20 protein-coding genes are annotated in these 25,521 nt (G+C 38.8%); 12 read left to right on the top strand and 8 right to left on the bottom strand.

Annotated features, from left to right (window positions below):
* The first annotated feature begins 218 nt into the window (after window positions 1-218).
* The 11 genes from EAE93_RS25295 (at window position 219) to EAE93_RS07780 (ending at window position 16,747) form a co-directional block, all read left to right on the top strand.
* Window positions 219-5,309, top strand: coding sequence for an RHS repeat-associated core domain-containing protein (locus tag EAE93_RS25295; RefSeq protein ID WP_214039438.1), 5,091 nt, complete (start codon window positions 219-221; stop codon window positions 5,307-5,309).
* A gap of 395 nt (window positions 5,310-5,704) precedes the next feature.
* Entirely contained in the window at window positions 5,705-6,160 is a 456-nt protein-coding gene (locus EAE93_RS07735) for a hypothetical protein (RefSeq protein WP_036805339.1), read from the top strand.
* Window positions 6,161-6,547: 387 nt separating this feature from the next.
* Window positions 6,548-7,612 (top strand): cell division protein ZapE, encoded by a 1,065-nt coding sequence (zapE, locus tag EAE93_RS07740; protein WP_046394508.1) that lies wholly within the window; start codon window positions 6,548-6,550, stop codon window positions 7,610-7,612.
* A 42-nt stretch (window positions 7,613-7,654) separates the two neighbouring features.
* Complete coding sequence (locus EAE93_RS07745; RefSeq protein WP_036775912.1) at window positions 7,655-8,401, top strand: sulfite exporter TauE/SafE family protein; 747 nt, start codon at window positions 7,655-7,657, stop codon at window positions 8,399-8,401.
* A 33-nt stretch (window positions 8,402-8,434) separates the two neighbouring features.
* The gene (locus EAE93_RS07750) at window positions 8,435-9,961 is read left to right on the top strand and encodes a 4-hydroxyphenylacetate 3-hydroxylase family protein (protein ID WP_214039439.1); all 1,527 of its coding nucleotides are present in this window, start codon (window positions 8,435-8,437) and stop codon (window positions 9,959-9,961) included.
* Between the two features lie 202 nt (window positions 9,962-10,163).
* Window positions 10,164-11,204, top strand: coding sequence for an aromatic ring-hydroxylating dioxygenase subunit alpha (locus tag EAE93_RS07755; protein ID WP_051560629.1), 1,041 nt, complete (start codon window positions 10,164-10,166; stop codon window positions 11,202-11,204).
* Between the two features lie 25 nt (window positions 11,205-11,229).
* The gene (locus EAE93_RS07760; RefSeq protein ID WP_044467214.1) at window positions 11,230-12,585 is read left to right on the top strand and encodes a diaminobutyrate--2-oxoglutarate transaminase family protein; all 1,356 of its coding nucleotides are present in this window, start codon (window positions 11,230-11,232) and stop codon (window positions 12,583-12,585) included.
* A 24-nt stretch (window positions 12,586-12,609) separates the two neighbouring features.
* Complete coding sequence (locus EAE93_RS07765; RefSeq protein WP_214039440.1) at window positions 12,610-13,914, top strand: SidA/IucD/PvdA family monooxygenase; 1,305 nt, start codon at window positions 12,610-12,612, stop codon at window positions 13,912-13,914.
* Window positions 13,915-14,054: 140 nt separating this feature from the next.
* A complete protein-coding gene (locus EAE93_RS07770) occupies window positions 14,055-14,660 on the top strand; it encodes an FMN-binding negative transcriptional regulator (RefSeq protein ID WP_214039441.1) in 606 nt (201 codons plus the stop codon).
* 874 nt (window positions 14,661-15,534) lie between these two features.
* Window positions 15,535-16,023: a hypothetical protein gene (locus EAE93_RS07775; protein ID WP_214039442.1), complete on the top strand. Its 489-nt coding sequence runs from the start codon at window positions 15,535-15,537 to the stop codon at window positions 16,021-16,023.
* A 388-nt stretch (window positions 16,024-16,411) separates the two neighbouring features.
* The gene (locus EAE93_RS07780) at window positions 16,412-16,747 is read left to right on the top strand and encodes a hypothetical protein (RefSeq protein WP_214039443.1); all 336 of its coding nucleotides are present in this window, start codon (window positions 16,412-16,414) and stop codon (window positions 16,745-16,747) included.
* A gap of 100 nt (window positions 16,748-16,847) precedes the next feature.
* On the opposite strand, the gene EAE93_RS07785 is transcribed toward EAE93_RS07780, so the two are convergent.
* Window positions 16,848-17,213 (bottom strand): helix-turn-helix domain-containing protein, encoded by a 366-nt coding sequence (locus EAE93_RS07785; RefSeq protein ID WP_036775906.1) that lies wholly within the window; start codon window positions 17,211-17,213, stop codon window positions 16,848-16,850.
* A gap of 263 nt (window positions 17,214-17,476) precedes the next feature.
* Between EAE93_RS07785 and EAE93_RS07790 the strand changes: the two genes are divergently transcribed.
* On the top strand, window positions 17,477-18,091 hold the full coding sequence (locus EAE93_RS07790) for a hypothetical protein (RefSeq protein ID WP_040149853.1): 615 nt from the start codon (window positions 17,477-17,479) through the stop codon (window positions 18,089-18,091).
* A gap of 49 nt (window positions 18,092-18,140) precedes the next feature.
* Here EAE93_RS07790 and EAE93_RS07795 read toward each other — a convergent pair whose 3' ends face one another.
* The 7 genes from EAE93_RS07795 to EAE93_RS07825 form a co-directional block, all read right to left on the bottom strand.
* On the bottom strand, window positions 18,141-18,935 hold the full coding sequence (locus EAE93_RS07795) for a heme ABC transporter ATP-binding protein (RefSeq protein WP_036775904.1): 795 nt from the start codon (window positions 18,933-18,935) through the stop codon (window positions 18,141-18,143).
* Window positions 18,935-19,936 carry a FecCD family ABC transporter permease gene (locus tag EAE93_RS07800; RefSeq protein ID WP_040149854.1) on the bottom strand — a complete coding sequence of 334 codons (1,002 nt, stop codon included), beginning with the start codon at window positions 19,934-19,936 and terminating at the stop codon, window positions 18,935-18,937. Before EAE93_RS07800 ends, EAE93_RS07795 begins: the two co-directional genes overlap by 1 nt.
* On the bottom strand, window positions 19,933-20,754 hold the full coding sequence (locus tag EAE93_RS07805) for a heme/hemin ABC transporter substrate-binding protein (RefSeq protein WP_040149855.1): 822 nt from the start codon (window positions 20,752-20,754) through the stop codon (window positions 19,933-19,935). Before EAE93_RS07805 ends, EAE93_RS07800 begins: the two co-directional genes overlap by 4 nt.
* Window positions 20,751-21,824, bottom strand: a complete 1,074-nt coding sequence (locus tag EAE93_RS07810; RefSeq protein ID WP_214039444.1) for a hemin-degrading factor — start codon at window positions 21,822-21,824, stop codon at window positions 20,751-20,753. The genes EAE93_RS07805 and EAE93_RS07810 overlap by 4 nt, the downstream gene beginning before the upstream one ends.
* Window positions 21,825-21,854: 30 nt before the next feature.
* On the bottom strand, window positions 21,855-23,876 hold the full coding sequence (locus tag EAE93_RS07815) for a TonB-dependent hemoglobin/transferrin/lactoferrin family receptor (RefSeq protein ID WP_214039445.1): 2,022 nt from the start codon (window positions 23,874-23,876) through the stop codon (window positions 21,855-21,857).
* An 89-nt stretch (window positions 23,877-23,965) separates the two neighbouring features.
* The gene (hemP, locus tag EAE93_RS07820; protein ID WP_082300897.1) at window positions 23,966-24,163 is read right to left on the bottom strand and encodes a hemin uptake protein HemP; all 198 of its coding nucleotides are present in this window, start codon (window positions 24,161-24,163) and stop codon (window positions 23,966-23,968) included.
* A gap of 173 nt (window positions 24,164-24,336) precedes the next feature.
* The gene (locus EAE93_RS07825; protein ID WP_214039446.1) at window positions 24,337-25,383 is read right to left on the bottom strand and encodes a 3-deoxy-7-phosphoheptulonate synthase; all 1,047 of its coding nucleotides are present in this window, start codon (window positions 25,381-25,383) and stop codon (window positions 24,337-24,339) included.
* Between the last annotated feature and the right edge of the window lie 138 nt (window positions 25,384-25,521).

The following is a 25,521-nucleotide window of genomic DNA, read 5'->3' on the forward strand; positions in this document are numbered from 1 at the left end:
ATCATTAATATTAAGGATTTATAATCATGTCCACAAGAACACATAGCGGTAAGGTAAATTTTCATAGTTATATTGAAAGCGGGGTTGATACTCGCACGGGGACTTTTTCTTCAAATATATGTCTCTCAAGCCTCATAGAAACTCAATTTGATATTCGACTTCTCTATTCACCATTAAATCAGAAAAATGTTGGGCTAGGAAAGGGATGGCGAATCCCAGTGACAGTCTATAATGAAGACAAAAAACTGCTTTCTCTGGCTGATGGTAGATTATTTCATGTGACTGAGAAAAAAGGTGCTCTCATATTAGAAGGGGGTATTGGTGATGTGTTCTTTGAGAAAATAGATAAATTCTATAAAGTCACTTATCGTAACACTGGGATGATTGAATTACTTAAAATAAATGATTTTAGTGATAACAAACCCTGCGTATTTCGTAGTTCGTCTTTGGGGGAAATATTAGAATTTAATTGGCATAAAGAAGGTAAAGAAGTTAAATTAACCGATATAAACAGATATACCGATGCGCAAGAGATAAAGAAATCATTGGTCACTATTTCCTATTCAAATGAGAAAGTGTCCCTGCTAGTTTTCCCTGATAGTAATGAAAAAAAGGAATTTAATCTAACTATAAATAATAATCTCCTGACTGGAATAGAAAATGCTTCATTCAGCACACCATTAAAATGGAAATTATCCTACACTGAATTGTCAAATAAGAATTCGGAAAAAACAGCTTATCTTACAGAAATTGTTTCTCCGCTAAATAAGATAGAAACCGTTTCGTATGAAGACGATGGTCATAATAGTTTTAAAGTCTGTTTTCATAAGATTGCAGATGGAACGGGAAAAAGTGAAGCTATTTGTACATATTATAGTTATGAAGTTAGTTATAATTCATATTATGATGATAATAACGATAATATGTTCTCTTATGGTTACTCAATTGGTTCTCCATTTGGTTCCCCTATGTATATCACCACAGTTCAAAAGCAAAAACATAACTATTCACGTTTATATAATAAAACAATTTATATTTACAATGCTCTTTATCTTGAAGAGTTTAATTGTGATATTATTGGTTCCTATGATGAGAATATGAAACATGATAGAGATTCGATACAATATTATGATCCTATGTTGAGACGTGGAAGTAATATAGAAACTTATCTTAATGATCCAGGTATTATTAAGGCCAACATCAGTAAATATCGGGCAATTAAAGATAAGCCTTTTCCAGAGCAACCAGAATTTTTCTCTTTAAAGAAAGAAGAAAAAACAGTCTATTTTGAGTATAAAGATAATAGTAACTCATTGAAAAATAAAGGTAATAGTGACATAAATAGGAAGGTAAAACTAGGAACAGTAGAAATAATAGAAACTAGCGTAACATTAAAATCGATAGAAGATAATACCATTGATTCTGTCTCAATATTAACAACCCGATTTGAATATGATAATGAGGGGCGCATTATAAAGAAAGAGCACCCCGATGGTAGTATTGATAATTATAGTTATTTTAAAGGAAAGACACTGCTTTTGGAGACGGAAAAGCATATCCCCTCCTCTAATAAAGGTAATGAGAAAACGTATATAAAGAAATATATTTATGATAGTTTTCCGGTGAAAGAGAAGAAAGGCTTTCCTGTTAATCTTGGTAATTGTGATTTAATGGCGTGTATGTTGATGCAACATACAGATGATAAATCTGGTGTAGCCACATACGAAATTAATCGGGCATTTTATATAAATAATCCTTCTCATTTTAATCATGGAAAATTGGAAAAATCAATTGATTATCTGATTAATGATAAGCTGTTATTGGGCAATGTTAAATCTTCCTCTGAAATTGATAATTTAGTCAATAAAGATGCAAAAATTAACGCTGTATCATATAAATATTCATTTTATGAGGGTAATCTTAAAGCAGTGATGACGTTTACCGGGCATGATGGAAAAAACTCTATGACTGAAAAAGTGATTTCTATTCAGACGGGTTTAACGTTAAGTGAAAAAGATAAATATGAAAATATATCTGAATATGAATGGGATGCGTTATCAAGACTGAAAAAGATCAAAAATAACCCTAAAAAGGAATTTAGTACAACAGAAAGCTACGATCATGGGATTATTATAAATGATGATTATACTACGGTTTTTAAAGAGAAAGTCGATAATGCCAGATTTGCAGGATATATCATGCATACTAATGCACAAGGTGTGAAAGTTCTGACTGGTCATGATGTATTTAATCGAGAGGTACAGATATGGAAATCTTCCCCTGAGAAAGGTCAGAATAAGTGGCTGTTGGTGTGTGATAAACAATATGATGAAAATTTCCTTGTTACGGTTGAAAAGAGATTTGATTTATTACCAGACGTAAAATCAGGGGATATTATTGTCACTGAGGATATTTACAGAACCTATTATATTTCACCATTCTGTTATTTCAATTTACATAGACGTCATGATCAACAGTTCGATATAACGTATACTTTCATCAATGAGGTCAAGAAAACACGGAAAACTATTTATATTGACTCAATTAATATTGATGATGAACATGAAGTGACCGAAGATTATATTCTATCGTTGTTGAAAAAATATCAGAAATCATCATTTGTCTGTTATGATTCTACTAGTTTTTATTCTCTTAATTATAATTACCCAACACAAGATAATAACAAGGATGATGAATCAAAACTTTGTATACCGGCTATTATGTTGAAATCGGGGAAAGATATTGCGTGGTTTACCGAAGAAACTTTCGATAGTCATGGCAATGTGATTAAGAATAACCGATATACATTGGATTCTGAGGTTAAGGATGATGAATCTAAGGATGAAGATGAAATTATCAGGAAATTAATTCTATCACCAATATTATATTCTGCTACAGAGCATCAATATGGTGCCAATAATAAGCTTATTTCGTTGACTGATGAAATAGGAAACAAAACGGATTTTATTTATGATATCTACCATCGTGTAATAGGGATTATACAACCGAATGGTGTGAAAATTAATAAACAATATGCTCCCCATACAGATAAGGAACTTGTCACACAAATTAGTATCACCAATGCGAATAAAACATTTATTCCTGGCAGTCAAAAATTTGACTCTCTGGAGCGATTGATTGAGGTAAATAATGGTGGTCGTATTCAGAAATATACTTATAAAGATTCATCTCCAGTTCCAGATACAATGATCAAACCGGACGGAACGGTATTGCAATATCAAAATATCCATGAACTTGGTGATGTGATTAAATCAATTAAAGGTGGTAATATTGACCACCAATTTGATTATGACAAAACAACCGGTCAGCTTAAACGTTACAAAGATCAAAGTGGTTATATTAGCCAATTAACTTATGATGGTCTGGGTAATATTACTGGGGAAAACATTACTCCTATTGCAGAAGGTGTTGAGCAATCCTTGTCTCAAATATTTTCAGTAGGTGGTAAATGTATTGAATATAATGATATTACCGGTAAGAAACAGGAACATCTTTATAATTTACAAGGGAAACTTATTAAAGTCGTTGATGATGATATCGAGACTGAGATGGAATATGCAGCCTTTGATCGATTGATGCGCCAAAGTGTATTAAATAAACGTGATCAGACTAAATTAGTGATGGAATTTGGTTATGATATATTTGGTCGTGAAATTTCCCGCACGATAACCCCATCAGGGCAGGCTGATAAGATGCTGACTATGACACAACGTTGGCATAAAAACGACCAGTTGGCATCACGTATGATATGTAATGGCACAATCGTACTGCGCGATGAAACCTTCAAATATAATTCACTCAATATGTTGGTGGAATATATTTGTACCGGCGATGAATTACCCCTTGATGGCTATGGGAAACCTATTTCCAAGTTGACATTGAGTTATGATGCGTTAGGCAATATTACCCAATGCATAACCCAATTTAATAGTGAACAGGATGAGGCTCGTTTTATCTATTCAAGTCCTCACGATCCCTGCCAATTGACGGAAGTTAGGCACACTCACAAAGATTATCCTGTGTTGATAACATTGGAGTACGATGCAAATGGTTGTATGACGAAGAACGAACAAGGTCAAATTCTGACTTATGATGCGCTTAATCGGTTAAAAACATTAAAAGCCGGGGAAGACATTTATCTCTATCACTATGATCCCCAAGGTAAACTGGTATCCCGCAGTAAGCTTGAAACCCGTAGAGAATGGTATTATCAACAAAATGCCAATTATCCGTTGTTGAGTAATGAGTTGGCGGGGGAACTCAAAACCCGGGTGTCGCGTGTTTCAGAACAAATTACCGGCATTATTACCTCTGGCCTGAAAGATGATAAGCAGCGAGACAATATATTGCTCATTGGTGCAGATGAAATGAACTCACCAATATTAACGCTGAATAAGGAAGGGAAAAGTAGTTTACTCAGCTATAGCCCGTTTGGTTCTTCTGCCGTACCGCTGATTGTCGGGTTTACCGGGCAGATGGTTGATGATGTTAGCGGTGTCTATCATTTGGGTGAACGGCAATACAGCCCTTGTCTGTTCCGTTTTACAACACCTGACAGTTGGAGTCCCTTTGGTGACGGTGGGCCAAATAGTTATGCCTATATCGACCCAATTAACTGCCGTGATCCGCAAGGTCATATCTCTTGGGGAGGGATATTTGGGATTATTTTTGGTGTCATTACCGTTGTCGTTGGTGTTGTGACACTCGGTGCAGGATTGGCCGCAATGGCTGCCGCGGGTATGACTTTGGCTGTAGGGTTATCGGTCATCGGCGGTGTAGCAACCGTTGCTTCTGGCGGATTTGCCATTGCTGCCGGTGCAATTATGGATACTAACCCTGAACTTGCAGAAACATTCAGTTGGGTTGCGTTTGGCCTTGGTGTAGTGGGCATGTGTGCGACTATGGGAGCAGGATTTGCGCAAGGGGCGGGAGCGACGATGATGAGGTCAGTCAGTTCGAATGCGCCCAGAATTGGCAGAATGGGGGGAAGGTATGTTGTACAAGAGAGAGTGTTAGGTAGTGTTTCTAGGGAATTATTAGGTCCTGTGACAAGCCGCTCAGGTGTGGCAATGGAAAGCCATTTTATGCTGACAGGTACGCGAATGGGAGGAGGAACTGCTGCTTCGATGATAGGGAGTGGACCAAGTGTAGGGAGTGCTCTGTTTCTGGATATGCTCGGCAGTATTGCTGCTTCCGCTCCAGCCAGAATGATAGGACTTACTATAGGCATGGAGGCATTACTGGGATTGGGGCTGGCGGGATTCTGGCACTCAAAAAAGAGTAAATAGACCTAACTTATAGAAGGTAATAATTAAAACAAGCGTGCTGCTTAAAGGCAGTGCGCTTTGGCCTTGCTATTAGACTAGGCAAAACCGCAGGCTATATTGGTGGATTGTGAATGTTTTCCGTTATCAAATTACGGTTTTCTTAACTAATTACGGTTTTTTTAACTATCAAGCCGTTATTAATTTCTTAAGGTCAGAGTATTTGTCAATTTTATGACGGAGAACCTCTTACTCTTTTAAATAAGTTCTGCAAAGTGGTCTATATTAATAGGGACATAAAGTGGAAATTTGCTTTATGGGGTTGAACATATATTGTACGAAAAAATAAATTATAGAAAAGAAAGTTGTATTGAAACGCAGTAAGCCATTCCAAACAACATATAAGGAGAGTATCTAACATGTTAGTACGTAAATCGTTGTTGGCCCTGTTTGCAACTGCTTCCTTAACTGCCGCAGGTATCGCTTATGCAGGCCCGCCGGTAACAGTTACATTTAAGCATCTTGGTGCGTCTGGTAGCGGAGATGCTGTTTATACCATCATTACTAATAATGAATCCGGTACCTATGTCAATGCGACACCCAAACCTACTCCAAACGTAGCGCCAGGAGGAGTCGATATTTATCAGGTTCAAAGCCCGCTTTCACCGGACGTAAACTATGCGATGGTGCGATATAAGATAGGGGTTAAAACCTGCGAATTTATGACTACCTTTGTGAACGGATATGTTAATGGCGTTAAAATTCCAAAATGGAATAAAGGAGCAACACCGAGTGGAGGCGCAGTTTGTAATGCAACCATCACTTCTACTAATATTGCGACCTACGCATGGTCAGTTGAATTCACGATGAAGTAGCAGAGGCGAGCCAGATACTTTATGAGATATGTCTGGCTCATCATGTTTTTCACTTGGTTTATTGAGAGTGAGATCATATTTTTTCAGTTAATTAATCTTTCCGTTGCATAATTGATGATAACAAGATCCTTAAGAAGAGCTTGTTACTATTATCAAAAGCCTGTGAATTTATTGAAAAATGTGTCAAAGAACATAGTGGTATGACATTATTATTCCTATGTGATACATATGTGATAGGAATCATAAAAATCATAAAAACAACTTTAGGGTATTGTGTAGTTCCCTTTGTTGGTGTTTATTTATTTTAGGGAAAAATTTTCTAAAAATGGACTGCGATTTTATTAGTTTTTATTTTAATAAGTTAAACACTAAGGGTCTGGTTTATATATGGAAAAGCGAGCGAAAGGTATAGAGCTACAACAAGCTATTCAAAAAAAAGCTCAATTGTATAAATACACGCTTGATAAATATCAAATATCTGTCGTTGAGAATATGGTATGTTTAATTAATACGATGCTTCATCGCTCTTGGTTTAAACGTCCCTGTGTAAAGGGAATTTATATTTGGGGCCCGGTAGGAAGAGGCAAGAGTTTCATACTAGATGCTTTTTTCGAGACGGCGCCTATAAAAAATAAACGTAGAGTCCATTTCCACCATTTCTTTCGTGAACTTCATCAATTAATGAACCTTCAAGCAGGAAAGAAGGATTCAATGGAAGCAACTTTACATACTCAGCTACAAAACTGCCAATTATTGTGTTTCGATGAATTTCATCTGCATGATATTGGAGACGCAATGCTTATTAGCCGGCTTTTAAATTTTATCTTTCAGCGTGGTATAGTCTTGATAACGACTTCAAATTATCCCCCTAATGATTTACTGGCAAACCCCCTTTATCATGAGCGGTTTTTACCTGCTATTCAGCTAATTGAAAAAAATATGAAGATAGTTTCGATGGAGGGAGAAATTGATTATCGATGTCTGGCTGGCAATGATGTCGATCCTTTTTGCCAAGGTGCTTATGTTTGGCCTGGGAATGAAGAACAACGTATTAAGCTATCTTTGCCAGAACGCCTTATGTCTACTATAGATCTAAAAGTTGGCTACCGTATGTTGTCTGTATTATCTGCTGCCAATGGCACAATTCATTTGACTTTCCAAGATCTGTGCATCAGTCCGACAGCGGTAATGGACTACCTTGCTTTAAGTGAACGCTATCAGTGCTGGATTATTGAGGATGTTCCTGAATTAGGTCAGGTCTCCAGCGCTGCTCAACAACGTTTTATTAATGTGGTCGATGTGCTTTATGACCAACGCTGTCAGCTCTTTTTGATCGGTTGTCGCCCACTGGATGATAAAATGTTTGATGGTGTTGAATTGGCAGATATTTCGCGTACACGCAGCCGCCTTAGTCAATTGAAACAATATGGTTTGGGCTGTTCTATAGCGTGAATATGATCTCATTAACCACTTATAAAATAGGCTAAGAAAAAAATGTTGGATGCTTTAACTTACTCAAATTATGCCGTAATAGTCGGTGCTCTGTTGATTGCTTACATTATATTTGGAATTGCTGGTTTTGGTACGGCCTTAATTGCCAGCCCGGTACTAGCGTTATATATTCCGGTGGCTAAAATTGTTCCCTTGCTGGCACTACTAGATATGTTTGCCGCGATCGTTAATGTTAGTCGTGACGGACGTAAAGCCGATTGGAAAGAATTAAAACGCCTTGTTCCATTAATGATTTTCGGTAGCCTTATTGGTGCGGCGATATTACTTAAAACTAAACCTGAAATACTCTTGCTTGCCTTAGGTGTATTTGTTGTTCTCTATTCTGTCTACTCTTTGAGTGGCTTAAAACCAAATCGGAATTTTTCATCGACTGCTTCGTTCCCTTTCGGATTAATTGGCGGCGTATTCAGTGCATTATTTGGTAGCGGTGGTTTTCTATATGCGATTTATCTAAGCGGGCGGATTGAAAATAAAGAGGCTATGCGTATCACTCAAACAACGCTTATTGGTCTCAGTACATTAACGCGAGTAGTAATTTTTGGTTTAGCTGGCGTATATTTCGATACTGATTTGATTTTGTTGGTGTTGGTACTTGCTCCTGGCATGTTAGTTGGTATTACATTTGGTCGGTATATTACGTTGAGAATGTCGCGTGAGCAATTCTTAAAACTGGTTAATATTGTAGTATTAGTTTCTGGTGTGATGTTAATAGTTAAATATTTTTATTAATACTCAAGATAGAGAGTTATAAGGAGTAATAGTATGGCAAGTGTTGATAAGAATGAAATGATGACCGGTGAAGAATATCTTAGTAGCTTAGATGATGGACGTGATGTATTAATATATGGGCAAAAAGTGCGTAATGTTACGACACATAAGGCATTCCGCAATAGTGCTTATTCGATATCTAGACTCTATGACGCGTTACATAATTCAGATTCTCAGGAGATATTAACCGATATTGATCCTGACGGCTATCGAACGCATCGGTATTTCATGCCGTCCAAGTCCGCTAAGGATTTATTAAAAGCACGAGATGCCATAGCACATTGGGCAAAATTAACCTATGGATTTATGGGAAGAACACCAGATTATAAAGCAGGGTTTACGGCTACGTTGCGTTCAACTCCTGAAATATATGGTTCGTTTAGTGATAACGCTCTGTCTTGGTATCGTAAAAGTGCGCGGAAGGTACTATTTCTTAACCACGTATTAGTTAATCCCCCTGTTGGCAGGGCTAAGAATGTTTCAGATATGAGAGATATTTATTTGCATGTCGAAAAGGAAACTGATGCGGGAATCATTGTCAAAGGGGTAAAAATGGTTGCGACGAGTGCGGCAATTTCAAATGCTACCTTTGTTGCACAAAACAGTGCCACTCATTATGAGAAGGGCAGGGAAGAGGATTTTGCTCTATGTCTTATAGTGCCAATGAATTCTCCTAATCTAAAAATAGTATGTAGAAAATCTTATGAGTTGGCGGCATTAAGCCCGTTTGATAATCCTTTATCGAGTCGTTTTGACGAAAATGATTCGGTCTTGATTTTCAATGACGTTTTTGTTCCGTGGGAAAATGTATTGATTTATCGAGATATAGAGAGAGCACGAAATTTCTATTCAGTATCTGGTTTTCTCAATCGTTACCCTTTGCAGTCAGGTACAAGATTGGCCGTTAAAATGGATCTGATATGTGGGTTGTTTGCTAATGTTTTGAAATCCAATGGTTCAGATCAATTCAGAGGAGTCAGAAGCCATTTGGCTGATATTGTTGCTATACGCAACCTAATGTGGTCGTTAACAGAAAACCTTTGTCAAAATCCTGAAAAAAGAGATGACGGTTCTGTAATACCTAAATTGGATGCAGCTACAACGGTGAGATATTTCAGCACTCAAGTCATGTCACAGTTAAAACCTATATTCAACACGATCTTGGGAGGCTCGCCTATTATGCAAGTTTCAAGTTGGTTGGATATTGAAAATACGGAGATTAGGCCACTGATTGATTGCTATTATCAGGGTACTGACCAATCCGCTATTGAACGCCAGAAACTGATTAAACTTCTTTGGGATGCATTGGGCAGTGAGTTCGCCGGGCGTCATGAACTATATGAACATAATTATGCCGGTAATCATGAGCAAATTCGCCTTGATATGCTGAAACATTGTGAAGCTACTGGAATAATGGATCAATGTAATGATTTAGTGACTCAATGTTTATCTGACTATGATTTGAATGGTTGGGTAGATAACGGTTGGCGCTTTGATCCTAATAACATAGAAACATTATAGTCATATTATTTAAATCGTATTTCTATCAGCATTATTACACTATTTAAAGTTCTATTATAGCCTATGGATTTCAAGTTGCATCGCGACGGCAAGGGAGCGAATCCCCGGGAGCATAGATAACTATGTGACCGGGGTGAGTGAGTGCAGCCAACAAAGAGGCAGCTTGAAAGATAACGGGTATATATTAATGGTGGAGGTTACGATGTTGTATTCAGGAAAATGGAATAGAGAGGAGCTTGATTATTGTGCTTTAAATAATCAATGGCATGTTGTTGCAGATTCTAAGGAGGTCAAAAATAATCGACCAAAAGCGATTCGTTTATTAGGTGAAGAATTGGTGCTTTGGCGAGATAGTGAGAATAAAATACATGCATGGAAAGATTATTGTGGACATCGGGGCGCTAAACTATCATTAGGTTGTATTAAAAATGGGAATATTGAGTGTCCATATCATGGATGGCGATATGACGCTAAAGGGAATTGTACTTTTACACCCGCTCATCCGAATAATATCCCACCTTCGTCAAAAAGATTGATTTTCCGTCACTATGCAGAAGAAAAATATGGTTTTATATGGGTAAGCCTATTAGAACCATTGCGTCCTATTCCTTTCTTCCCTGAATGGGATAAACCCAATTTCAGGAAAGTGGTTGCAGGTCCTTATTATTATAAAGCTAATGCGTTAAGGTCATTGGAAAACTTTATAGATGCCTCGCATTTTCCTTTTGTTCATGCCAATCTTAACGGCTTGCCTGATGCTCCAGAGGAGATAAAGAAATATACTGTTAATCAAGATGATCGTGGGCTCCACTCTTCTGAAATTAGCGTATTTCAACCTTATGGCGACCATCGGGGAATACCGGTTACTGCACGTTATTGCTATTCAGTACTCAATCCTACTACGGCTTATTTTGAGAAAAAGACCGGGGATATTGAGCGTTTTTGTACTTTCTTCAATGCGACCCCAGTTGATGAAGATGAATGTATTATATGGCTGATTGTTGCAATTAATTTTGGTCATGATCTCACATTGGAGCAGATACTTTCCAGACAAGATACTGTATTTGAACAAGACAGAATTATTGTTGAATCCCAACGACCAGTAAGATTGCCGCTTGATCCACGGCAAGAAATGCACCTCAGTAGCGATCGAATGGGGTTGGAATACCGTCGATGGTTAAAAATATTGGGGCTTAAAGCATGTGAAGTCATTCTCTCAGAAACAAGAGAATCTGATTTTTAATTTCCTATTTAAAAAAGGTATTAGAATGAATAATGATTTTAGATTATATCGACTTGTCGATCGCGAATCTAATGCGCGTACTTATTCGCGAAATATAGACAGGATATTAAGTAAAGGGAAATTGTCTTATGTATATGACAGTGAAAATAAAGAATATATTGATTGTTTAGCTTGTGCCGGCGCTTTACCACTCGGGCATAATCATCCTTTTGTAAAGCAAAAAGTTATTGAGTTTTTGGAGTCTGGTCAATTACAGCAGGCTTTGGATATAGCAACCCCCGCGAAAATTAACTTTGTTGAACAGCTTTATCAAATATTGCCTCAAAGTTTTGCTCGTCAGGCAAAAATACAATTTTGTGGTCCAACGGGGACTGATGCGATAGAAGCAGCGTTAAAATTATTTAAAACAGCCACCGGGAGGCGTTCTATTATTGTATTTCAGGGGGCTTACCACGGTATGACTCATGGCGCACTTTCTTTGATGGGTAATTTGACACCAAAGAGATCTGTGACAGGGCTTTCTGCTGAAATTCAGTTTCTACCTTATCCATATACTTTTCGTAGCCCTTTTGGTGCAAATACCAGTGTCAGCGAAACGGAGCGCTTGAGTCTTGTAAGCCTGGAAAATCTCCTTAGTGATCCAGAAAGTGGTATAACCAAACCCGCAATGGTGTTGGTTGAAGTTATTCAGGGGGAAGGTGGCTGTATTCCGGCGAGTGCTAATTGGTTACATCAGATCCGGGAAATAACCGCGCGACATGATGTTCCTCTGGTTATTGATGAAGTACAGACAGGAATTGGGCGTACGGGTGATATGTTTGCTTATGAATTTGCTGATATCACGCCTGATGCGATTATTCTTTCTAAAGCGATAGGGGGAGGATATCCGCTTGCTGTGCTTCTCTATCGAGACATATATGATCAGTGGTTGCCGGGTGCACATGCCGGTACATTTCGGGGTAATCAGATTGCTTTAGTCAGTGGCGCTGCTACTTTAGATTTCATCCAGCGAGAAAATCTTCTCGATCAGATTAAATATACAGGTAATCTCCTGAAAAACAGATTACTTGAATTACAAGATGATTATCCTGCTATTGGTGATGTGCGTGGTCGGGGGCTTATGTTGGGTCTAGAATTGATTGATTTAAATTCCCCTCCTGATGCGCTTGGGCATCCTCTAGCTAATGGAAAATTAGCTCAAATGGTAAAAAAATGTTGTTTTGATGCAGGCTTAATTATCGAAAGTGGAGGGCGGCAAAGTGCTGTTTTGAGGATGTTGCCTCCTTTGATCATTACTCCTCAAGACGTAAATAATATTGTAGAGCGTTTAAGAACAGCATTTTCTATTGCTTGCTCAAACTATAATTATCAGCCATCGTGAAGCAAAATAATTTAAGGAGAGATTATGAAAAACTCTTCATCAATTTATGATATCTTGGGTATTGGATTTGGGCCTGCTAATATTGCTTTGTCTATCGCTTTAGAGGAATTAGCCCCGCATTTTTCAATCCGGTTTATTGAACGTCAACAAAGCGCATGTTGGCAGCCAGGAATGATGTTGCCAGGATCTGATATTCAAAATCATCCGTTGCGTGATTTGGTTACGCCAAGAAATCCCAAAAGTCATTATTCGTTTACCAATTTCCTTTATGAAACTGACCGATTATATCAGCACCTTAATTTACCATTGCATTATCCTTTGCGTTTAGAATATGCGCAATATATAAGTTGGGTGGCGAATTTTTTCAATGATCAGGTTGATTACGATTGTGAGGCGACAGAGATTTTTCCTGTTCTGGACGGCCAAAATGAATATATAGATCATTATTGTGTCAATACCGTTAAAGGAGATATCTATAGAGCGAGAAGTATTGTCCTTGCTCCCGGCCGTACTCCTTTCATACCTGAACCTTTTAATCAATTGAAAGATGCGCGTGTTGTTCATCCTAACCATTATTTGCCTTCATTAGATCAGGCCAGGAAATACAGTAATTCTTTAAGCGTTGCGGTTATTGGCGGCAGTCAAAGCGCAGTAGAAATTCTATTACATGCGAGTACCCAAAATGATATCAAAAGACTCGTTGGCGTCACCCGGAATTTTGGATTTCGGCAGAAAGATACGAGTCCTTTCTCTGATGAGGTTTATTTCCCTGAATTTGTCGATACATTCTATGAAGCTACGCCGGAGAATAAGGCTCGCCTTCGTCGAGAATTGGTACATACGAATTATTCGTCGGCAGATATTGATGTTTTGAATCAACTGTATATTAAACAGTATGAAAATAAACTGTCACATCAAAATTCAATGCAGATATTAACTTGCAATGAAATAGTTGATTGCCGGAGTATTTCAAATGGTATACTGCTAAAAAGTCGAAACTTTATTAATAGCAATGAATTTGAAGAGTGTTTTGATTTAGTTGTACTTGCTACTGGATTCCTTGATTTAGGCACTGGAGAACGCCAGGAGCTTTGTCCTAAATTATTATTACCTATTAAGAAATTACTGACCAATCAGGGAGATATATTGTCTATAGGAAGAGATTACAGGGTGCAATATTTGACGAAGGGAGATTTTACCCCTATTTATTTAAATGGATTGTGTGAATCGACTCATGGTATGGGTGATGCTGGTTCATTTAGCTTGCTTGCATTGCGTTCTAAAACAATTGTCGATTCGTTAAATCAATATCTATCCCGAACCAGATGAGTATAAGGAATGTGCCTAACATTTTGTGCTAGAAATGATTGAATTGTCTATTGAGAGTAAAATATATAGTATTAAGGGTGGAAATATTATTTAAATAGACGTTGAAATTAATGAAGAAAATTTAGAGGATAATTAATATTATGAAAATTTTCCCGTTCCATTATCATGAATTCATTTGCAAAAATGTAGAATTATTATGGCGATTTATTGATGCATATCCTCTGGCACTAATAACGCGTTACATGAATAATGGTTTTATTACCAGCCATATTCCTTTATTCCAAGGTGTTGATAAGATGTTATTCGGGCATACAGATCGTCGTAATCCTATGGTTAATGATCTCGTTTCATTTGAAGCTCATATTGTATTCATGGGACCATCCAGTTATATCCCTCCTGAAGCTTATAAGAATAGGCAGTTGCCTACGTGGAATTATACCGCAGTACATATGGATGCCAGTATTGATATTATTGTAGAATCTTCAATGAATTTAAATATTTTGCTAGAAACCAGTGAGCGTTTGGCGACTAGCAAAGGTTCTTTCCGACCAAATAAGGAAGATCCTCGTGTAGTTAAGAATTTACCTGGAATTCTGGGGCTGAAAGTTGTACCGAAATACATTGAAGGTCGTTTTAAATTATCTCAGGATAAACCATTCGTTGATTATGAGTCAGCTATGCAGTGGCTGTTAGATAATAATCCATCGGAGTTTGATTCATTAATTAAAAGTTTAATCAATGGTTAGAGTTATTTTTATGATAAAAGAATAAATAATATATTAATAACAATGAGGGTTATCATGCCTATAGTAAAGATAGACGATATATTTAAACGGTAGTGCCTTGCCAGAAGCGCAATCATTATAAGATAGGGTTTAAGACCTGTAAATTTATGACCACTTTTGTCAAGACATATGCTAATGGCGTTAAAATTCTAAAATAGAATAAAGGAGCAACGCCGAGTGGAGGTGCTATTTATAATTCAACCATCACTTCTACTAATATTTCGACTTACACATGGTCAGTTGAATTTACCATCAAGTGGTGAATAGTGAGTCGGATTATCCATTAGAGATATCTGGCTCATTTTATTTTTTGACATTTTTCCTGATGTGGTGGCTGTTATTCAACCGGCTATTGTGATTTTTAATAGCTGATCTGATTTCGATGCGAAATATCTCGCTCTATTGCTATAACTATGTGAATCTTAGATTATCTATTAGCTATATTTTCTATCTTGAATTTTATGTTGATCATATAATTACGGACCACTATTATTAGGAGGATTTTTTCTTTACTGTATGTTTAATGTAAATAACACAATATATGAACCATGTAGCACTAGGTTAAAAATAGAAAAACATACGGTAATCTAATTTGTTATTATAAATTAATGTTGAATGCTTATTTTTTTTAGTTTTAATTTTCTTTGGTATTTTATTGACGCACTATTGGTTCTGCACTATTTTTAAAGTTGAAAAGTGTGTTTATTTTTTATAAGTTTATGGATTATGGTGGTTGAATATGGATGTTCAGTAAATTAGTTAAGTTTTTTAGTTTAATATGATTTTCTATATTTATAACTTGGTGTGAATTCAACCTTATAAGGAATAATATATTATGATTGATCAAAACAATTCTAATAATATAGTTGCACCTAATGTAACGATTTCTGATGTAACTGTGTCTTCCATTCAAATTGCTCCAGAGATAGCCAGAAACAATGTTCATGTAGTAATTGTTGATGATAAAGGTGCTTCACGGGATTTTCTTTTGGATAATTCTGATGGTGGTTATCAAGGGAGTGGTGGTTTAATAGCTTTGATTCTTGCACATCTTAATTCAAAGAAAGTCACTATTAGAACTACCGGATATGAATATAATAAACATGGATATATCAACGGTGTATTAATTAAGGAGGATAAGGGATCTGGCGGCGGAACTGGTGGTGGAACTGGCGGCGGAACTGGTGGTGGAACTGGCGGCGGAACTGGCGGCGGAACTGGTGGCGGAACTGGCGGCGGAACTGGTGGTGGAACTGGTGGCGGAACTGGCGGTGGAACTGGTGGCGGAACTGGTGGTGGAACAGGCGGCGGAACTGGTGGATAATAAAGGACGGTAAAAATTAGGAATGATAGAAGTGAGAATTCCTGTGGAAAATATTATTCGCTATTATTTACGTTAAGGTATTAAAAGTCTATCCCATTAAATTATTTTATTTGCCATTTTAAAATTTGGCCGTATTCAAACTGTCAGCAAAATAATGCCCATTGGGATAAATAGTTAATTGGAATTAATTTCGAATAAAAACCCTGAGGTTTAATCTTTAGGGTTTTTACTCTTTAATAACTGAACATACATGGAGCTTGAGGAAAAAGACACTTATAAATACCTGATATATATTTTTTCAGTTTTCTTCTGCTGGGTTGTTAAGTGCTATTAAAAAGTCATTTTAATTAATACTATTTAATAAATAAGTAGCTTTCGTTAATATACATTGACTAAAAATAAGCAAGATGGTGTTTTTATGTTTTTTATCTGTTTGCTGGCAGTAAAAGATTGTATTTATGGTTGGATGAAGATATTTCATATTATGGTTATGATTTATATGAAAATATTTTTGTTTTTAAATTATACTAATTGGTTTATTCGCAGTGGATTAATAGAACTGAATGAATTTTATTGTCATTTAATAAAATTATTTTCTGAGATAATTTATGCTGGTATATATGGTAATTTTCCTGGAAGACTTATAGAAATTTTTTCTCCATTTCCAGAAAATAACGCGGGGTTAGCCAATAGTTATCTGAAAAGTCTTTATTTGGTTCTTTGAACAATTAGGACGTTAATGAATTCAGATAGCATAAAAATTAAATGGCCAATAAAATATTGACCATTAGGGAATACTATCAATAAGGTTATTATGGACCCGGTTATTGCTTATGATCTAAGAAGTACATTAATTCAGGTAGATTGCCATTTTCTCTGAATCTGGCAGGCGTGGTATTAAAGTGTTTTTTAAAGATCCGAGTGAATGTTGCCTGAGAGCTGAACCCATACTGTAAGGCGATATCAAGGATTGGTAAGTTTTCTTCACGTAGAGATCTTGCTGCTTCATGTAAACGCCGTTTGCGAACATATTCACCCAGGGTATAGCCTTTCACTTCTTTAAACACTCTTTGTAGATGCCACTTTGAATAACCGCTTTTGTCAGCAATGGTCGCTATTTTTATACCTTCGTTACGTTCGAGCTGAGTTTCGAGCCATCTGACAATATCATTTACTACATTTTCTGACATTTTCACCTCCCACTAATGGTGGGCTAGTTGCTAAAGCATTAGATTTCGTTAGTTATTTTCATAAGGATAATAACGATGGTTACTAATGTGTGTATTTTAAAATAAATCCGGGATATCTATAGGCAAAAAGTGCTATTTATAATTGATAATTATTATCATTTGTGCAAATTCCCTTTGTTTTAATAATAATTAGCATCAAATGATCTTCACTAATTTATTTAAAACAGTATCATCGTTCGTCATTTAATTTAATGGAGGTTGTAATGCAATCGGACTTGATTTTTTTAACGAAAAAGTTGGCATTTTTTGTTCTTTATGCTCTGATTTTAACTATAGTTATAGGCTTACTCTTTGTTGATGTTATCTATTTGCAGAATGCGGTAAAGGAGAACTCAGTAACTGAAATTTCTCAGGAAAGTATACTGTTTGTTATTTCTGCTGTATTTCTATTAGAAGCAAAGAAGAATTGTCAATTACGTCCCTCATTAGTCTTGATATCAGGTTTTTTTGCTTGTTTATTGATAAGAGAGCTGGATGCTATTTTCGATGAAATATTTCATGGCGCCTGGGCGTGGATTGCTATTCCGTTAGCGCTAATTTGTATTTTTTACGCTGCTTATAAAGGCAGGGATACGTTGGTTGGTCTTGTTCATTTTACCCGCCATCAAAGTTACGGCATGATGGTTGCGGGTATTTTGTGTGTACTCGTTTTTTCCCGTTTGTTTGGTATGGGAGAATTATGGAAAGGTTTGATGCTCGAAAATTTTGATCGAACCGCAAAAAACATGGTTGAGGAAGGGTGTGAACTTCTGGGTTATTGCTTGTGTTTGATTGCAACTTTTTGGTATCTGCCCGATGCAATAAAATTTCGTAAGTGAAAAGTAAGACAGGCAAGAGATTGAAATAATTTGCCTGTCAGATTTGCTGTTATTGCCTCAAATAAATCTGAGGTTGCTGAGTTTCAGGATGGCGGGTAATACCAAGATCTGCTTGGTACCATTTTCTCAGAGTATGATCATTTAGTACCTCTTCTGGTGTACCCGCAGCGACAAGCTTCCCTTTATGTAACAGAAAGATTTTATCTGCATAGAGAGCAGCAAGATTCAGGTCATGTAGAACACAGCACATAGCCATAGGTTGTTCCCGCGTTAGTCGGTAAAGCAGGCGCAAAGTATGTTGCTGGTGGTAGAGATCCAGGGCTGATGTCGGTTCGTCAAGAAATAAACAGCATTCTATTGGTGTTGGATACCAAAGTTGAGCCAGGACGCGAGCGAGTTGTACTCTTTGCTGTTCACCACCGGAGAGTTGCCGGTAGTCGCGGTGACGTAACTCCTGGCAGTCCGTTTGCTCAATGACGGTATCGATCGCTGTCTGTTTATGATGTGTGCCATGAGGAGAACGTCCCATAGCGACCACTTCTTCAACACTGAAAGGGAAGGAGAGTGAGTTATGTTGACGCATGACGGCGCGAGTACGGGCTAATTGTTCCGCCGGCCATTGCTCAATGGGTATTCCATGTAAATAACATTGCCCATGTTCAGGTTTTATATATCCCGTTAATAGTCGCAATAATGTGGATTTCCCAGCGCCATTTGGCCCAATGATGGCGACAATTTCGCCTTTATTTACCGAGAGCGAAACATTATCAATTATTTTCTGGTTGCCAATTGAGTAGCTTAAATTCTGTGCTTGCAGAGAAATATTGTTTTTTATGGCATCCATTATGCACGGTTCCCCGGTTGTTTGAGTATCAACCATAGAAAATATGGACCGCCGATTAAACCAGTGATAAGGCCAACGGGCATTTCTGCCGGGGAGACCAATGTTCTTGCCAGTGTATCCGCGGTAAGCAAAAGAGAAGCTCCGCCTAACGCAGCACCGGGAAGCAGCCAATTATGATCACCGCCAAATCGCATTCTGATCAAATGTGGGACAATTAGCCCAACAAATCCAATAACGCCACTTAATGCAACAGCGCTGCCAATGAGCAGGGCGCTGAGTAGTAATAACTGGAATTTAGTGCGCTGGACATTTATACCAAGATAGTGGGCCTCTTCATCTCCTAATTGCAGTAAATTCAGTTTGCGGGCCTGGCTGAAAGTTAGGATAGTGGCGGGAATAATTAAAGAAGCGGTAATTGCCAACGTCGGCCACTCTATTTGGCTGAGTGAACCCATCATCCATAAGGAGAATTGGCGTAGCTGTTGATCGTCACTGATATAGCTCAGGACGCCAATAGCAGACATACAAAGGGCATTGATAGCAATCCCGGCGAGTAATAAGCGGGCCAGATTTCCGTAGTTATATTTATTGAGTGAAAAAATCAGTAATGAAATTAGCAGGCTGCCAATAAAAGCAGCGATAATATGTCCGTACATAGCAATTGCAGATGGCAGGCTAACGGGCAGAACAATTGCCATTGCAACCATCAGTGCGGCTCCACTGCTGATACCTAGCAGACCAGGATCAGCCAGTGGATTGCGAAATAATCCTTGCATTACAGCGCCGGAAGCCGCTAAAGCACAGCCAACCAGTATGGCTAATAGCACCCTTGGCAATCTGATATTAAGCCAGATTTGCCACTGGGGATCACTAATGGAAGATTCCCATAATGTCTTGAAAGATAATGATAATGCGCCAATATTGGCAGAGCCGATAGCCAAGCCGGATAATATCAAACAAAGAAACGCTAAACCCAATCCCGGAGACTTCATACGGCTCATTGAGTCTTCTCCGCCGCCTGTCTGAGTTGTTTCATTACTGAGGGGGTTTCGAGGCCAAAACCGAGTAGCCCCATATCATCTACAATTAAAACCTGTTGTTTCTGGCCGGCAGGGGTATGTTTCAAGCCGGGCAATTGCCAGATTTTATCCAAACCGCCCATTGATTTAATCCCATCTTCCGTTACCAATAGCAGATCTGGTGCGCTGGCAATAACACCCTCCTGGGAAAGTGGACGATAATTATTGAAACCTTGCATGGCATTAGTGGCGCCAACAGCGCGAATCATTTTGTCCGCGGCGGTTTTTTGCCCGGCGGCCATTGGCATGATACCCCCGTGACTCATTACAAACAGAATACGGGTGGGCAATGTCGTTGTCGGTATTTCTGCCAGCGATTTTTGATATTGTTGAATCAGTTGTTCACCGCGTTCAGCCTGATTGACCGCCTTAGCGACGGTCTTAATTTTTTCAGGAATGGCTTCTAACGCTGCTTTTCCGGTTATCTGAATAACTTCTACGCCAGAATCTTGGAGTTGCTTAAGTGCCAGTGAAGGTTTTGCCAACTCACTGGTTAGAACCAGTGTCGGATTCATAGAGAGAATACCTTCAGGATTGAGCATTCTCATATAGCCGACATCGGGTAAAGTAAGCAATTCGGTTGGTTTCTGGCTGGTGCTGTCTCTGGCGACAACTTTTTCACCTTCACCAAGTGCAAAAACAATTTCAGATACATCGCCACCGATAGTGACGATCCGTTCAGTGGAAAAAGCACTGGACGATAATACCGCAAGGGCAAATGTCAGAAGCCATTGTTTCATGCTATACACTCTTCCTGTTTTGATTGCAGTTTTGGCAGAGCAGCTATTTGCTCACGCCACTGAGTTTGTTCAGGAGTGCCTTCTGTACGCTGACCAAACAGTTGAGCAATTTGGTTGCCATTAGCATCAAATAGCTCAAGGCTAGTGACAAAACCATCCTCTGTTGGCTTACGAGTTACCCAGCTTTCAGCGATAGCACTCTCTATTAAATGTAGTGTGAAATTGCGGTTAAAGATATTAATCCATTTTTGATCTGAGTTTTCTTCCTGATGTGGCATCAGTCGTTCCAGCTTTCCGGTGAAAATTTGTACGCAGCCGTGGTTGCTAACGAAAATCATGATTTCATTCTGATCGTTATAAGCGGTGTTGATGAGCTCATTCAGCGCAGAATTTTCCACCTTGTAAGCCAGATCATCCTGTACCGCATTGAAAACTTGCTGGCGGTTCAGATTATGACGTTTAAGTAACGTAAAGAATTGATGAACGTTAGTCATTGCTCGCCACTCTTCATCAAGCTGGGCTTTCAGTTCATTTGTTACGGTTGAATAGGTGGTTTCTTCTATAGGTTTGATGACCAATTCAGGGTTGTCTTCTGTCTGGTATTTTTCAATCAGCGCTTCCCAGGCTGCCATATTAGTATTGTTTGTTGCATAAACTTTATGCAATGCATCACCCTGATGATCAAAAAATTGAATGCTATGGCGCATACCATTTTTTGCGGGTTCAACCAGATAAAATATACTACTCCAAAGTTCAAAGAATATCCGCAAGTCGAGTTCACGAGGATTCAGGACTAGCCCTGCATGGCTGTTGAAACGTGTATTTTCATAACGGCCAATCTGTTCATGAACAGCAAAATCGTTGCGGGTGATCGCTTTAGTTTCACCAACAATAGCTAACTCTTCCAGTAAAGTTGGGGCGTCAACGTTAAGGCGTTTGGCATCGATGCCAACGCGGCTATGCAATAATTCACCTTCACTGACATTCAGATAGGCAGCTAAATCACGGGCATATTTGGCCTTATTATCAGTTTTGGCTTGCAAGTAACGTTCATAAAGTGACGAATTCACAGTTTAACTCCTTGAAATATATTTATTTAATTACCACTGGTAACTGACTAACAGTTTGGCGTTGCGGCCATCCTGAGGCGTTCCTTGTGGCGAGTAGTATTCTTTATCAAAAGCATTGCCCAAAACTGCCGTGGTAGTCACACCTTTTAGCATTCCTTCACCTTGATAGCTGACATAGAAATCATTAACACCGTAGCCAGCTTGTTGTTTAGGATCTCTACCTCTGGCATCTTTACCTTTGAAATTAGTATGCTTGGTGAATTGACCTACCCAGCCGACAGAGAAACCGGTTTGTGCAATAGGGATATCCAAGATGCTGGTGATAGTATCTGGGCTAAGGTTATCTAGAGAATCACCGCTTTGTTCATCTTTACCTTCTGTGCGGTTGTAAGCCAGTTCCCAGGAGAACAGATTGGATTCATAGTTTATGGAAGCATCCCATCCCCAGATCTTGGCTCTAGATATATTGATAGATGTTGTATTCCTTCCTCGATTGACTACATCTGACTTAATATAATCTTTAGCTTTAGTATCAAAATAACTCGCTTTGAATTTCAGTTCGTCATTATCTGCCAGTAGATTATCGAAACGTAAACCAAAACCAGACTCCCACGTTCCATTAGTTTCTGGGCGGAGATTTGGATTGGGAATCCAGAAATTTCCGGGATAGTGCATAGAATCGTTATACATTTCTCCCATTGTCGGGGCACGGAAGGCTTGAGCGTAAGAGGTAAACAGCATCGACCAGTCAGTTGGCGTGATACTGATGGCGCCTTTGGAAGACCATTTATCTGCGCTGACAGCCTCATCTTTAGAATTCGTTCCCTTATAGTTGTCATAGCGAGTGCCGGCGATAATAGAGACCGGTAGGTCGCGCAGCGTCATCTCATCTTGCAACCAGCCTGAATAAAAACGGATATCAGCATCGGGGAAGCTATCTGTATTGCCGTTTGGGGTCTGTTTCTGTTTGTAAGTTTCGCCACCGTAGGTAAATTGATGCGCCAGCGGGCTATCTGTCCACAGGCGGGAGCGGTTTTCCAATTTTACGCCATAGGTTTTCTGTTCACGGCCTTCGAACCCTTTTCCTTTAGTACGGGCATCAATAGTGATATCAGAATAATAGAGGTCAGTTTTAGCATTTAACCAATCATATTCCGCTGGATTTAATTGGTAGCTAAGTTGGGCATCACGTTGAGTTGTCGTGCGGTCAGTCCAAGTGCTAGGAGCTTTATTTTTTCCGGTGAGTGTTTGTGGATTTTTAGGTTGATTCGCCTCATTACGGTAGTAGCGTAACTGACTGCTCAGGGACTGGTTGTCATCAATTTTCCAGCTGCCTTTTGCCATCAGGTTACTGATAAATTCATCATTATCGCCAACCACACCACCACCGTGGCGGATATTACCTGAATCACGGGTACTGAAGGCAAATACACCATCCAGGGATTCAGTTTTTGCGAAAGTCGCACCACCAAAGCCCATACTATGGTCGCCGGTTGCACCGCGGGCAAAAACGCGGAATCCGTGATCTTGACCTGCTTGCAAAAGGTCTGCTGCATCAACGGTTTGATAAGCGATCACACCACCTAAGGCGCCACTGCCGTAAAGTAGGGCAGAAGGGCCGCGTACAACTTCGACTTGTTTAATTAATGCCGGGTCCAGGAACGTACCATTGATATGACCGGTATCGGTACCTTGGCGAATACCGTCAATCAATGTCAAAACACCTTTTGGACCATAACCGCGCAGACTAACATCTTGCCCATTAGCACGGTTTGTTCCGGCTATGTTAATGCCGGGTATTTTTCTGATGAGATCATTAGCATTACCTGCTGTCTGACTTTGTGGTGACTTACTGTTTATCACAGTGACCATCATGGGAGCTTCGAAACTATCCCTTTCATTACCTGTGGCATAAACAGTTATCACATCACGGGATGATGATTTATCACTGCCGGAATCGGACGATTCTGTTGCTGCATGAGCAGAAATAGTACTAATAATCGCTAAACTTAATGCTGATAGTTTAAGTGTTGATCTTGCAGATTGAGACATCAGACGAATCTCCATAATAATATTTTATGAGTTATGGATATAGCTGGCTGCCCCGATACGCGATCCGGGTGGCTGGCTGAGTTATTATTTTATTTAGTTAGTATCAGCTTACCGGCTTTAGTTTGGCGTAATTGGTAGAATTCTCCTTGGTGACGAATTCTGGTAATTCCTAGCTCACCTAATAGTTGTTTACTGTCAATGTAGCCAATTTCTACAATTTCAGTAGGATAGATGTTGTAATGTTTTTCAAGCGCAATGCAAGAATGTTGGTGACATATTTTAGTCATAAAACCACTTTGCGAATACTAACTATTATCATAGTGAGAATTATTATCGTTATATGAAGGGGCGACTTCAAGCAATATTTTTGGTGGTCATGATCATCACATTAATAAAATTTTACTAATTTGTTGTCAGTTAGCCTTTTATGAATGAATAAAGGCTAACTCAGAATAAGGATTCAGAAACGATAACTTACTGCTTCGGCGAGAATGTCAATAAGTTGTTCTGTATCTTGCCAGTTTAGACAAGGATCTGTGATCGATTGACCGTAATTTAGCGGTTGTCCTTGAATGATTTTCTGGGTGCCTTCAACCAGAAAACTTTCAGCCATCACACCGACAATAGCGGTAGAACCCTCTTGAATCTGTTGGCCCACCTCTTTTGCTATAGTCAGTTGGCGTTTATGTACTTTCTGACAATTGCCATGACTGAAATCGACAACTAAATGTTCTGGTAAATTAAATTCGCGTAGTTGGGCGCAAGCTATAGCGATATCTTGGGCACTGTAATTAGGCTGTTTGCCTCCACGCATAATAATGTGGCCGTATGGGTTGCCTTCGGTTTGATAGATAGTCATTTGACCGTGCTTATCTGGTGAAAGAAATGTGTGATGGACACTGGCTGCGCGGATTGCATCTATGGCGATACGGATGTTGCCGTCCGTTCCATTTTTAAAACCAACAGGACAGGAGAGGGCGGATGCCATTTCACGGTGAATCTGGCTTTCTGTTGTTCTGGCTCCGATAGCGCCCCAACTGATCAGATCGGCAATATATTGGCCGGTCGCCATATCCAGAAATTCGGTTGCCGTGGGTAAACCCAACTCATTGACGTCGACCAGTAATTTCCGGGCCAAAGTAATTCCCCGATTTACCTGGCAAGAGCCGTCGAGATAGGGATCTGAAATTAAACCTTTCCAGCCTACTACTGTGCGCGGTTTCTCAAAATAGGTGCGCATAATAATCTCCAGTCTGTGCTGGTATTTTTCACGCAATCTGTTCAGTCGCTGTGCATAATCTAAAGCAGCATCAATATCATGAATAGAACAAGGACCGATGATTACCATAAGCCGTGGGTCATTCCCGCAGAGAATATCAGCAATGCGTTTCCGTGACGCTGTAACATTGTTAGCGATTTTTTCGGAGACGGGAAATTGAATTGCAAGAGCTTGAGGTGTTACCAAACTATCGACACGGTGAGTCCTTAAACCATCTGTTTTGTACATATATTTTCTCAAAGTTCGTTTCACATTAGCAGGCATATCTATAGGTAATTGAAATTACAATAAACGAAAACGACTAAGTTAAACAAATGATATAATTAATCATATGATGAATTTTTTTCCGTTATTCCTATTGATATA

It is taken from the genome of Photorhabdus akhurstii, from assembly GCF_018448925.1.
Classification (GTDB): Bacteria; Pseudomonadota; Gammaproteobacteria; order Enterobacterales; family Enterobacteriaceae; genus Photorhabdus; species Photorhabdus akhurstii.